The sequence below is a fragment of the Gillisia limnaea DSM 15749 genome (genome assembly GCF_000243235.1).
Taxonomy (GTDB): Bacteria; Bacteroidota; Bacteroidia; order Flavobacteriales; family Flavobacteriaceae; genus Gillisia; species Gillisia limnaea.
On the sequence record NZ_JH594606.1, the window covers coordinates 3,118,873 to 3,132,009 of the forward strand.

The 13,137-nt window shown below is 38.8% G+C and carries 10 protein-coding genes; 3 read left to right on the top strand and 7 right to left on the bottom strand.

The features are described from left to right. Positions 1 to 19: 19 nt before the first annotated feature. From GILLI_RS15615 to GILLI_RS15630, 4 genes are all read right to left on the bottom strand, one after another. Positions 20 to 2,422 carry a glycoside hydrolase family 65 protein gene (locus GILLI_RS15615; RefSeq protein ID WP_006990089.1) on the bottom strand — a complete coding sequence of 801 codons (2,403 nt, stop codon included), beginning with the start codon at positions 2,420 to 2,422 and terminating at the stop codon, positions 20 to 22. Positions 2,423 to 2,457: 35 nt separating this feature from the next. Then, a complete protein-coding gene (otsB, locus tag GILLI_RS15620) occupies positions 2,458 to 3,990 on the bottom strand; it encodes a trehalose-phosphatase (protein ID WP_006990090.1) in 1,533 nt (510 codons plus the stop codon). Between the two features lie 265 nt (positions 3,991 to 4,255). Continuing rightward, entirely contained in the window at positions 4,256 to 5,896 is a 1,641-nt protein-coding gene (locus tag GILLI_RS15625) for a M1 family metallopeptidase (protein WP_006990091.1), read from the bottom strand. Between the two features lie 19 nt (positions 5,897 to 5,915). After that, positions 5,916 to 7,544, bottom strand: a complete 1,629-nt coding sequence (locus GILLI_RS15630) for an acyl-CoA carboxylase subunit beta (protein WP_006990092.1) — start codon at positions 7,542 to 7,544, stop codon at positions 5,916 to 5,918. Positions 7,545 to 7,801: 257 nt separating this feature from the next. Between GILLI_RS15630 and GILLI_RS15635 the strand changes: the two genes are divergently transcribed. From GILLI_RS15635 to ettA, 3 genes are all read left to right on the top strand, one after another. Further along, entirely contained in the window at positions 7,802 to 7,981 is a 180-nt protein-coding gene (locus GILLI_RS15635) for a CAL67264 family membrane protein (RefSeq protein ID WP_006990093.1), read from the top strand. A 2-nt stretch (positions 7,982 to 7,983) separates the two neighbouring features. After that, the gene (locus tag GILLI_RS15640) at positions 7,984 to 8,463 is read left to right on the top strand and encodes a DinB family protein (RefSeq protein ID WP_006990094.1); all 480 of its coding nucleotides are present in this window, start codon (positions 7,984 to 7,986) and stop codon (positions 8,461 to 8,463) included. A gap of 120 nt (positions 8,464 to 8,583) precedes the next feature. Continuing rightward, positions 8,584 to 10,275 (top strand): energy-dependent translational throttle protein EttA, encoded by a 1,692-nt coding sequence (gene ettA, locus GILLI_RS15645; RefSeq protein WP_006990095.1) that lies wholly within the window; start codon positions 8,584 to 8,586, stop codon positions 10,273 to 10,275. Positions 10,276 to 10,371: 96 nt separating this feature from the next. On the opposite strand, the gene GILLI_RS15650 is transcribed toward ettA, so the two are convergent. The 3 genes from GILLI_RS15650 to GILLI_RS15660 all read right to left on the bottom strand — a co-directional run. After that, positions 10,372 to 11,610, bottom strand: a complete 1,239-nt coding sequence (locus GILLI_RS15650) for a DEAD/DEAH box helicase (RefSeq protein WP_006990096.1) — start codon at positions 11,608 to 11,610, stop codon at positions 10,372 to 10,374. A 55-nt stretch (positions 11,611 to 11,665) separates the two neighbouring features. After that, positions 11,666 to 12,193 carry a phosphoglycerate mutase family protein gene (locus GILLI_RS15655; protein WP_006990097.1) on the bottom strand — a complete coding sequence of 176 codons (528 nt, stop codon included), beginning with the start codon at positions 12,191 to 12,193 and terminating at the stop codon, positions 11,666 to 11,668. Positions 12,194 to 12,391: 198 nt separating this feature from the next. Further along, the coding region (locus GILLI_RS15660) for an esterase-like activity of phytase family protein (RefSeq protein WP_006990098.1) at positions 12,392 to 13,137 on the bottom strand (746 nt) is incomplete at its 5' end.

Genomic DNA, 13,137 nt, shown 5'->3' on the forward strand with positions numbered 1-13,137 from the left:
AAATTTTAGTTTAGGTAGTTTATGATTGCGGCACAAGAGAAAACTCCCTTACTTCTCCAATTTTGAATTTATATATTTCATTAAGGACACCAATATTTACTTCATTGCTCCAGCCCTCTTCAAAGGAAATCTTGATCTTTTCATGATCTACAGAGACATAGATCCAATGTTTTCTGTAATTGATACGCATGGAAATTTTTTTGATACTTTCGGGCACGTTGGGGTTTATCCATAAGGCGTCATCACATACAGCAAGACCGGCAAAATTGCGTTGAATAAGATCCAATGAACCCGCCATGGCCCCCAAATGAATTCCCTCTGCTGTAGTCCCGCCCTGAATATCTTCAAAATCACTAATAATGAGAGTTTCAAAATTCTCCCAGGATTTTGCTTTGTCATATTTGGATTGGATCCAGGAAAAAACTAATCGGCTAAGGGTGGATCCATGAGAAGTACGCTCACTGTAATATTCAATGTTTTTATGAATCATATCTTCCTTAAATTCATATCCAAGCCTTTCCAGGATTCCTTTTAATTCGTCTGGGGTAAACAAATAAAAAAGCATGAGGACATCTGCCTGTTTACTAGCCTTATATTTATTAGGACTCTCCCCTTCTTTTTCAAGAATCCTGTCCAGGCGCTGAATATCTTCATATTTTTCCTGGTAATCCTTCCAAGGGAACTCCCCGAGCTTTTCATAACCCTCAAATTGATTGATAATACCATCTTTAATAAAGGGAACATACATTTTTTTATTGATGTCCTGCCATAAAGAAAATTCTTCTTCATTGATCGCCAGATCCCGAAGCAATTCCCGTTTTCGACTTTTTTCAATAAGCTCCAGGATATCTAAAGCTTTTTGCAGCACCCAGGCTACCATAATATTTGTATAGGCATTGTTGTCCAGACCTTGTTCGTTAGAATCGGGATAGGAGGTGTGATATTCATCGGGTCCAACCACACCGTGTATTTCATATCGATCGCGCTCACTGTTATATTTTGCTTTGCTGGCCCAGAACAAGGCAATGCTAAGGAAGATCTCGGCTCCAAAATAGGAAAGAAAAAGTTTATCATCAGAAGCTACATAGTAGTTCCAGATATTAAAGGCTATGGAAGAATTTACATGCCTTTGTAAGTGAGTGTTATCCGGTATCCAGTTTTGCGAATCCGGATTTAAATGTAAAATCTGGCTTTCTTCACGGCCATTGCTTCCACTTTGCCAGGGAAACATGGCTCCATTATAACCTCCCTGTTTGGCTGCATGGCGGGCTTCATCCAGCCTGTAATAACGGTACATCAATAAACTTCTGGTGATTTCAGGAAACCTCAGGTTGAGAAATGGATAAATATAAAGTTCATCCCAAAAAATGTGACCCCTATAAGCTTCGCCGTGCAAGCCCCGGGCCGGCACTCCTACATCCAGGCTCATAGTGTTTGGGGAGATGGTTTGCAAGCTGTGAAAAATATGCAGTCGGGCTAATTGCTGAATTTTTTTGTTTCCTATTATGCCTATATCAGACCGATGCCACAAAAATTTAAACGCTTCTTTTTGTCTTGACAGCATTTCTTTGAACCTTCCCACACGCTTTATATCATTAACTGCTTCCAGTCCTGGTTCTGTTATACCTCTGTCCCGACTGGTATAGATAGCTACGATCTTTTCTACCACATATTTTTTTCCTTCTTCAACTGTAAAATTGAAAATTTGTTCTATATATCCTTTTTCCTGATTTGAGTTTTTCTCGCTTTTTACATTTTTTTGTTTGTAATAAATTTGGGTCCTCGCTGCCTGGGCCATCGTAATTTTCGATTGTTTTGTCTGTACCACTAAAAGCATACTATTTTCATTAATCACTTCAGTGCGCAGAGGATCCAAATGCCGTCCTTCCAGTTCTCTATACCGGGCAACATTATCATTTATAACCGTGCCGTCAAGAGCTGTGCGGATTTCTAATTTTCCGCTCCAGTTTTGCGGAGTGATATGCCACTGGATAGCAGCCAAATGCAAATCTTTCATGCTTACAAGGCGGCGGCTGGAAATAGAAGTTATTCGACCTTCATCATCTTTTATTTTAAAAATGCGCCCCAGGGTCCCTTGTTTCATCTCAAGGATTTGCTTGTAGTCAAGAATTTCTACATCCTGAAGATTGAGCCATTTTCCTCCTTCAGGCCTAAAACTAAGACAGAGCCAGTTAGGGAAATTTACGAGGTCCTCATTTTCAATAGTTCTTCCTGAAATTTTGGTTTTAGCGCGATTATAACCACCTGCCACGTAAGTTCCGGGATAGTTGAAGTTGTTATTGGAATTTTCTTCAGCGGCTCCCCGGGTTCCAATATAGCCGTTACCTAAAGTGCAAAGGGCTTCCCGGAGTTTTTGTTCTTCTGGTTTCCATTCATCATAAGTAATACTAAAACCTGACATAGTTTATTGTTTTTATAGGGTATCTTGTATTTTGTTTATTTTATTTGGTCTTTAAGATGTTGAAGAAATGTGGTGACTTCATCTGTATTACGAAGGGCGAAAGTTGCAGCAGTTTTTTCACCGTGGGTTCCTACCAGAATACCGATCCCATCCTCAATAAGCGCCTCAAAGCCGTCTTCATCGGTAATATCATCTCCTATATATATCCGAAGGTATTTTTCTCTGTCCCAGCCCAGCTTTTCAGTAAGCCAATCCAGCGCATATCCTTTGTTCCAGTCTATATCTGGCTTGAGTTCCAGAACTTTCTTACCACTGCCTGTTTTTAATATATCATGACGGTCTGCTTCTGTTTGAACTTTATCTTTTACCTCCTGAACATCCTTTTCTTCTACATTTCTGAAATGGACAGCAATGGCGAATTTTTTTCTTTCAATCTTCGCGCCCTGTATATCTTTTAGCTGCTCATTTAAGCGTTTTTCTGCTTCATCGAGGGCAGGAGTAACTTCTTTTTGTGATTCGTGCACCATCTCAAGGCCGTTAGGGCCGGAAATATCAAATCCGTGACTTCCTGCGTATATAACTGTATCTATTTCAATTTTCGATTTTAGGTCTTTGAGATCACGGCCGCTTATAAGCGCTACCGGAGTGAGCTTTGAAAGAGCTGTAATTATTTCCCTGTTATCATCGGGCAATTCGGCGGCTTCAGGATCTGAAACAATAGGGGTTAATGTTCCGTCATAGTCGAGAAAAATAGCGATCTTCCTGTTCCCTTTTATTTCAAATAGTTCCTCGATTTCTTTTAGTGCATTGGGAAGTTTCTTGCGTGGTTCCTTGTTCATCTCTCTAAGTTCTGTGAGTTTTTTGACTACGATATCTGCACCGGCTTCTTTTAAAGAGTCTTCTTTACCATTTCTTGCAACACCAACCACACAGGCAAATCTTCCCTTTTTTCCTGCTTGTACCCCCTGGATAGCATCTTCTATAATAATAGTTTTTTCAACATTTACGTGGAGATATTCAGCGGCTTTTATAAACATATCTGGTTTCGGCTTCCCTTTTAAATTTTCTTCTTTTAATGTTATTCCATCTACCCTTACTTCAAAGCTATCTTCAAGGCCTGTTTTTTCCATGATGTATTTACAGTTTTTACTGGAAGAGATCACCGCAAGCTTTATATTTTCTTTTTTCCACTCATCGATCATTTCCACGGCATCGTCATAAACTTCTACACCATCTTTTTCTATAGCATTCCTAAAGATATCGTTCTTTCTTTTTCCCAAACCGTGAACCGTATTCTTCGAGGGGTCGTCATCTGGGGTTCCTTCCGGAATGTTGATGTTTCGGGAGTTTAAAAAACCACGGATTCCATCCAGTCTGGGGATGCCATCAATGTATTTGTTGTAGTCATTTTCGATGTCCAAAGGCCGAAAATTTTCTCCTTCTTTTTTTTCTAAAAATTCATCGAACATTTTTTTCCATGCTTTGGCATGAACACGTGCGGTTTTAGTAATTACTCCATCCATGTCCAAAATTACAGCTTCAAAATTCAGATTTTTAAGTTTTGACATCTCTTGATTTAATTGTTATTGGATAAATACACCATCTATTTATTACTTTCTATAGATAGATGAATTAAGTTACTAATAATTTACTGAATCATCGAGAATTCTTCCTGGATTAGAATAAATTTAAATGGTCGCTGAGCAAAAAAAGAAAATGGAACTATAGGGATTTTTGACCTTATAACAGCGGAATAGCTTTCTGTTGACAAAACAAAAAAAACCTGCAGAATTTTTAATCCTGCAGGTTGCTTATTAAGATTGATTTTTTTACTTATCCAATAAAGGAGGAGGCTATATAGAATTTCAGGTCATTTACCTGGAAATCATTTTTATCCTTTACAATTTCGGGTAATAGCTTCCAGCTGCGTGTGGGATATAATCTCTTTTCTTGCCCTTTAACCAAAACATCTACCGGCATATTGAAATCTTCATTAACCGCCTGCCAGCGGAAAAATAGTTGGTTTCCAATTTTTTTAAACTGAAGAACCGGTAGTTTTGAATGCCGTAAGTACTGGTCAAAAACAGGTTTTAGATCAACCTCTGTGGCGTTATCAAAAAAGGCTTCGGTGGTTTCAGTCGTTATTATCTTATGCTTATAAGTTTCAGTATAATTTTTCAGGGTTTTCCACCAAAGTTCATCATCATCAAAAATACTTCTGATGGTGTTGAGCAAATTGGCACCTTTGTAATACATATCTCCAGAACCTTCAGAATTTACCCCGTAATCTCCAATGATAGGAGTACGATTTCCAATTCCCTGGCGTGTTCCCTTTAAATATTCCAGTGCATCCTCTTTTCCCCAAATACATTCTATATAAACCGCTTCAGAATAGGCAGTGAATCCTTCGTGGATCCAAATATCTGCTATATCCTTTGCCGTTATGCTGTTTCCGAACCATTCGTGCCCCGACTCATGAATTATGATAAAATCAAATCTTAAACCTATTCCTGTTCCCGAGAGGTCCCTTCCAAGATAGCCCATTTTATATTCATTTCCATAAGCTACCACGCTTTGATGTTCCATACCTAAATAAGGGGTTTCCACTAACTTGAATCCATCTTCCACAAAAGGATATTCACCAAATTTTTCATAAAAACATTCCATCATTGGCTTCACTTCTTCAAACTGTTTTTTAGCTTTTTCGAGGTTGTAGGGCAGTACATAATAATCCAGATCAAGATCCTTGTAGGTATCCTTAAAATGGACATAATTCCCAATGTTTAAAACCACATTGTAATTGTTGATGGGGTTTGTGACCTTCCAGCTCCAACGTGTAAACCCATCTCCCAGATCTTTTTTACATGCAAATCTTCCGTTGGAAACATTCATAAGACCATTTGGAACCGCGGCTTCAATTAACACTTCTTCCGGTTCATCGCTTTGATGATCTTTGTTAGGATACCACAGGCTGGCTCCTGTGCCTTGCACTGCAACCGCTATCCAATGGTTTCCTTCATTATCTTTTTCAAAAACAAATCCGCCGTCCCAGGGTGCATTTTCGGCTATAACTGGATTCCCGGAATAGAAGAATTTCAAAGAATCTAAAACATTGGATTTCAAAGGCTTTTCAAATTCCACAAAAACAGCATTGTGCTTTCGCTTATATTTTAGGGAGCTGTTCTGATGTATAATTGAATCTACCTTCATGTTTTCAAACAGATCGATTTGAATACGCGGCAATTCCTGTTCCGTTTTGAATGTGATTGTATTAAAACCGGAGATATATTTCTCCTCCGGATCTACCCGTACCTGAAGGTGATATTTCAATACATCGTATGCTCTTTCTGCTCTCAGCGAGCCTCTTAGGGTATCGGCTTCGGTATATTTTTGTTGTTTATCGCTTAAGACTTGTGAACATGAAGTATTAAGTCCGAAAAGAACCAAAAGTATTGGGAAAAGAAACTTATTCATAAATGTTGAAACTAAAATTTTATGTTTGAATTACTCCTAAATTAAAATCTTTGGTAATAGGGGAGTGGTTTGCGGCTTCAATTCCAGTCGAGATCCATTTTCTTGTATCCAGAGGGTTGATAATTGCATCTGTCCAGATCCTGGCAGCGGCGTAATAAGGCGAAGCTTGGGAATCGTATTTGGCTTTGAGCTTTTCAAAAACTTCCTTTTCTTTTTCGGCATCTAAAGGTTCCCCTTTTTTGGCCATTGAAGCGGTTTCAATTTGCGCTAATACTTTGGCAGCCTGGGTTCCACCCATTACAGCCAGTTCGGCACTTGGCCAGGCAACAATAAGTCTTGGGTCGTAGGCTTTTCCACACATGGCGTAATTGCCGGCGCCATAGGAATTTCCAATGATAACGGTGAATTTTGGAACTACCGAATTGCTTACCGCACTTACCATTTTTGCGCCATCTTTAATAATTCCGCCATGCTCGCTTTTGCTTCCAACCATGAACCCTGTAACATCCTGTAAAAATACCAGTGGAATTTTTTTCTGATTGCAATTTGCTATGAAACGGGTGGCTTTATCGGCAGAATCTGAATAGATCACTCCACCAAACTGCATTTCTCCTCTTTTGGTTTTCACAACCTTTCGCTGATTGGCAATGATACCAACTGCCCAGCCGTCTATTCGCGCATATCCGGTGATAATGGTTTGTCCGTAGCCTTCTTTATATTCTTCAAATTTAGATTCGTCCACAAGTCGGCTTATGATCTCACGCATATCATATTGATCACTCCGTTTTTTTGGCAGGATACCAAAAATATCTTCCTGATTTTCTTTTGGTTTATGCGCCTCTTTTCTGTTATATCCGGCTTTGTCATAATCCCCAATCTTGTCCATTATATTTTTAATGGTATCAAGTGCATCTTTGTCATCTTTTGCTTTATAATCAGTAACTCCGCTAATTTCAGAATGTGTGGTGGCACCTCCCAGAGTTTCGTTGTCAATAGACTCTCCAATGGCGGCTTTTACAAGATAGCTTCCGGCAAGAAAGATACTTCCGGTTTTTTCCACAATGATAGCTTCATCGCTCATGATAGGAAGATAAGCACCACCGGCGACACAACTTCCCATCACGGCAGAGATTTGAGTAATTCCCATACTGCTCATGACGGCATTGTTCCTGAAGATCCTTCCGAAATGTTCCTTATCGGGAAAAATTTCGTCCTGCATAGGTAGATATACCCCCGCGCTGTCTACAAGGTAAATTATAGGAAGCCTGTTTTCCATTGCGATTTCCTGTGCCCTAAGGTTCTTTTTTGCGGTTATAGGAAACCAGGCGCCAGCCTTAACCGTAGCATCATTGGCGACTACAATGCATTGCTTTCCAGATACATGACCTATTTTCACCACGACTCCGCCACTTGGGCAACCGCCATGTTCTTTATACATTTCATCTCCCGCAAAAGCTGCTATTTCGATGGCAGCATCGGCATCATCCAAAAGATAATTGATGCGCTCCCGGGCTGTCATTTTGCCTTTACCGTGGTGTTTTTCAATTCGTTTTTCTCCGCCGCCAAGATGTACTTTAGCAAGTTTTTGCCTGAGGGAAGAGGCTAAAAGTTTATTATGATCTTCATTTTTATTGAAGTTGATGTTCATGCCTATTTTTTTATGGATTGTTCAGAATTAAGTATCTTTAAGCGTATTTTATCCCGAACATCGCTCTTAGATGAACCCGGGCTTTTTGTAACTTGGCTAAAATACAAAAATGGGGTAATTTTTATGGTGAATTAAATCATTAAAATATCCGATATTTGTTGAGATAGTGCGCAAGGGATTACAAGAGCATCTTTTTGGAGTGATACTAAAGGGAATACAGCGAAAATGCTGGTTCCCGCTAAATAAAAACTAGATTTATGGGAATGAATAAAAATACAATTTTTGCCTGGGCATCCTTTTTTATGTTGCTTATAGGAATCGCGCTGGTGCTATTGGGAGTTCTTAAATATCCTGATTATGCCATTGGATTTTCCACGGTGGGAATTGGTTTTTTTGTGATGTCCTGGGCTTTTAATGCGCTTAAAGGAAGGGTTTAAAAATGGTGGAAACTTTTGAAATAAGAAAGCAACTTTCAAAACATTTAGAAAATGGAGCGGCTTTTATGCCGGTGGAAGAAATGCTGAAAAAGATCAAATTTGATAGCTTAGGTAATCGCCCCGGGAAGCTTCCGTATTCATTTTACGAACTTTTTTATCATATCCGATTTGCACAAAAGGATATCCTGGAATATTGTACAGCTGAAAATTATGAACCAGATAACTGGCCGGAGGATTACTGGCCGGAGGAAAAAGTTCCGGCATCTCAAGCCGATTGGGAGAAGCTAAAAACCGATTATTTCGAGGAACGTAAGCAACTTTCTGATTTTCTTTTGAATCCGGAAAATGACCTCATTGCGCCAGTACGCGAAGGCACCAAACATTCCCTTCTTCGGGAAATTCTTCTGGTTATTGAACATACCGCATATCACAATGGGCAGCTTTTAATTGTGTTAAGGCAGTTAGGGTTATATTCTTCCTAAAAAACTGCAGGACCAAACCCAACTTGAATTTAAAATTCTGATATTTGTGCAGAAATATTAAAAGATCTAAAAAGCTGTAACTGACTTTAAAGTAAGATATTAATTATAAAACAAAATAGAATGGCAGATGATAATAAGGTGATTTTTTCCATGTCTGGGTTAACAAAGACCTTCCCGGGAGCAAACACACCAGTACTTAAAAATATTTACTTAAGCTTTTTTTACGGAGCAAAAATTGGGATCTTAGGTTTGAATGGTTCCGGGAAATCTACATTACTGAAGATCATTGCAGGAATGGAGAAGAATTATCAAGGAGATGTGGTGTTCTCACCTGGGTATACTGTGGGAATGCTTGAACAGGAACCGCAATTGGATGATGAAAAAACAGTATTGGAAGTTGTAAAAGAAGGAGTTGCTGAAACTGTTGCAATTCTTGATGAATATAACAAGATCAACGATATGTTCGGCCTTCCTGAAGTTTATGAGGATGCAGATAAAATGCAAAAACTCATGGATAAGCAGGCAGCTTTACAAGATAAGATTGATGCTTCCAATGCCTGGGAACTGGATACCAAGCTTGAAATCGCCATGGATGCATTGCGTACTCCAGACTCAGATAAGAAAATTGGAGTATTATCTGGAGGGGAGCGCAGAAGGGTTGCTTTATGTAGATTATTATTACAAGAACCGGATGTATTGTTACTGGATGAGCCAACGAACCACCTGGATGCCGAATCTGTACATTGGTTAGAACATCATTTATCTCAATACAAAGGAACGGTGATCGCCGTAACTCACGATAGATATTTCCTTGATAATGTAGCCGGTTGGATATTAGAACTGGACCGTGGGGAAGGAATCCCCTGGAAAGGGAACTACTCTTCCTGGTTAGATCAAAAATCCAAGCGTTTAGCACAAGAGCAAAAAACAGCAAGCAAGCGTCAAAAAACATTAGAACGAGAATTAGAATGGTCTCGTATGTCCCCAAAAGGAAGGCAGACCAAGCAAAAGGCGAGGTTGAACAATTACGATAAATTGTTGAGTCAGGATCAAAAGAAGATGGACGAGCAATTGGAGATCTATATTCCTAATGGTCCTCGTTTGGGAACCAATGTCATTGATGCAAAAGGAGTAAGTAAAGCTTTTGATGATAAATTGCTTTATGAAAATCTTAATTTCACTCTACCTCAGGCAGGAATTGTTGGAGTTATAGGGCCAAACGGTGCTGGTAAAACCACCATTTTTAAAATGATCATGGGGGAGATAACTCCAGATCAAGGAAGTTTTGAAGTTGGAGATACGGCAAAGATCGCATATGTAGATCAGAGCCATTCTAATATGGATCCAGAGAAAACTATCTGGCAAAATTTTAGTGATGGACAGGAGCTTATTAATATGGGAGGAAAACAAGTGAATTCCAGAGCATATTTAAGTCGTTTCAATTTTGGGGGAGGGGAACAGAATAAGAAAGTAAGCATGCTTTCTGGTGGAGAGCGTAACCGTTTACACCTTGCAATGACGCTTAAAGAGGAAGGGAACGTATTGCTATTAGATGAGCCAACGAATGATCTGGATGTGAATACCCTGCGTGCACTTGAAGAAGGTTTAGATAACTTTGCAGGTTGTGCGGTAGTGATTTCTCACGATAGATGGTTCCTGGATAGAATTTGTACTCATATCCTTGCTTTCGAAGGGAATTCACAGGTTTATTTTTTTGAAGGTGGTTTCTCTGATTATGAAGAGAATAAGAAAAAACGACTTGGTGGGGATTTGATGCCTAAACGTATTAAGTATAAAAAACTGGTTCGATAAGTCGCACGAAATTATTTAAACAAAAAACTCCGGAATTTCCGGAGTTTTTTGTTTTTGATAGGATTTAGAATATAAAAGAGGTTTAATGGGATTCCTTTAGTACCATCTCTTTTTATTGGCCTTGGACCCGCTTCCTTTTCTTCCCGGCTTATGTTTGCTGCCCTTCTTTTTATGAATTTGAGGTTTGGAATCCTTATCCATTGGGTAAGGATTATCATTATCAACCGGGATTTTTGTGCCAATCAATGTTTCAATAAAATCAATATATTTTTTCTCATCGGCACTGCAAAACGAAATGGAGGTCCCCACATTTCCTGCGCGACCAGTCCTTCCTATTCGATGTACATACGTTTCCGGCATACTCGGGATATCGAAATTTAACACGTAATCCAGTAAATCTATATCCAGCCCGCGGGCGGCAAGATCGGTTGCAACAAGAATATTTATTTCTTTATTTTTAAACGAATTCAAAGCTGAAGAGCGATCACTTTGGCTCATGTCGCCGTGCAGGGCATTGGCTTTAAATCCATTTTTAGTGAGGGATTCTAAAGCTTTTTCTACTCCGTATTTCGTTCTTCTAAAAATTAAAACAGATTTCTCCTTTATCACATTACGCATCACAAATAACATCAATTCGGTTTTATCCGGTTTTGGAACCAGGAACAAAAGCTGTTTCACATCTGGTGCTGCCGATGAATTTGGAGTGAGTTCAATCTTTTCAGGATCTTTCAATAAATTTTTTGCCAGATCCTGAACCTTTGCAGGAATGGTGGCAGAAAACATTAATCTTTGCTCCAAATTTGGAGATAGTCGAATGATCTTTTGAACTTCATCTATAAATCCCATGTCCAGCATAAGATCGGCTTCATCAAGAACCAAGACTTTAATCTCATCCAGGTTGATATAACCTTGTTTTCTAAGATCCAGTAATCGTCCCGGAGTAGCCACCAAAATGTGTAATCCCTTCTTTAAAAGATTGATTTGGGGTTGCATTGAAGCACCGCCAAAAACCACTCCCGACTTTACATTGGTATATTTTGCGTAGGCCTTTATATTTTCCTCAATTTGAACCGCAAGTTCCCTTGTAGGACTTATTATTAGGACAGATAAGCTTTTCGCCTCCGTGGATTCCCCAACCTTTTTATGTAAAAGATTCAAAAGTGGGATAGCAAAAGCGCCGGTTTTTCCGGTTCCGGTCTGGGCGCCGGCTATTACATCATTTCTTCTAAGGATCTCAGGAATCACTTTTTCCTGAATAGGAGTAGGCGTGAGATGGCCTATTTCGGATATTCCCTGTAAAATCGCTTTAGATAATGGTAAGTCTTCGAATGTCATAAACTGAATTTATAATGCAAAGATACCGCTTATTTTAAAGTGTCATTTTTTGTGTTTAATTAATATGCAGCACCTGTGAAGATTTTGTGCTATCCTGAGAAACATTCACTATAAAAAGACTTCCATGATTTTCTTCGGAAAGCTCCTGGTATTTTTCTTGCCCAAGTATATAATTCACGAATTTTGGATTGGTATTACTATGGCCAATAACCAATACGGTTTTGCCTTTGGTGTTTTCCTGAAAATCAGTGTCATTCAGTTTTTTTGAATTGTAAAGCTGAACTTTCTTTTTTTGAGAATCGGCTATGATTTGTGCGGTTGATTTGGTTCGTTTATAATCTGAACTATAGATAAGATCAAAAGGAATTTCCTTAAAAACCTTTGCCCAGTTTTCGGCCCGCTTGATTCCCTGTTCGGTTAAAAGTGGATCTTTATCTTGTGCGTTTACAGTGTCCTTTTCGGCATGCCTTATGAAATAATACTGAGTCATTTTTTCGGAGTTAATTTCTGCTGAAGATTCGGTTTTATCGGAGTTACAAGCAATGGCCATTAAGACTGATAATAATAGAACTAATTTTTTCATACGTAGATTCTTATTGTTTTTTATAGGGCATATGTAATTCGCATATGTTTATCGGTGATTGTATCGTATCCACGTTATGCTCATTTCATATGTAGATTCTTATTATTTTTTTATAGGGCATATGTAATTCGCATATCTTCATCGGTGTTTGTATCGTATCCGCGTTATGCTCATTTCATATCTGAATATTTAAAAACATTAGAGTTTAATCGTTACTTCCATCAGGATTATCTGACTGATCTGTTTTCCAATACTGCTAAAATTATCATCGGATACCAGAAGTAAAGTTTTGTTTCCATTGGGGAGATCCGGCCCAAAAGTCATTCCTTCAAGATTGTCGATGATATTCTCTTTTAATTGTTTTCTTACAGATTTAAAATCGAAAACCAGTTTTTTTGTTGCCGCGGTATAAGCCTCTTTTCTCAAATTTTCGATGTTCAAAGTATTGCTTGCATTTCTGGCATCAACGTCAAAGATCCTGACGGTATTGCCATTTGTTCCGTGTCCGGCAGAGAAAGCTCTTTCCAGCACCAGAAACCTGCTTGGTGCATATTCCAAAATTTCAGTCAATCCATTTACGGCAAAATACATCCAGGGAATTTTAGTGATGTTTTCCAGTTGCATCACGAATTGCCGGGTAGGTTCTCCGGTTTCTTTATTGAAATGAGTAATTCTTACAGGAGATTTAGTTGGGAACAATTTTGGTTTAGAGCCGTCTTTTTCCAATGGGAGTTCCATTCCTGCCCAATACCCTGATTTGTCAAGACTTTCAGTCAAACCTTCAAAAACACCATTATTTCTAGGTTTTTGCTCTCCGGAAGCTGAAAAATAATCGGGGAGGGAATAATTTAATAGAAATTGACCATTTGGGCTTATGTGAAAAATGGAGGGGTCTTTTCCGTTATTAAATGATCCTTCACTACTAAGAACGAGTTCGTTTTTCT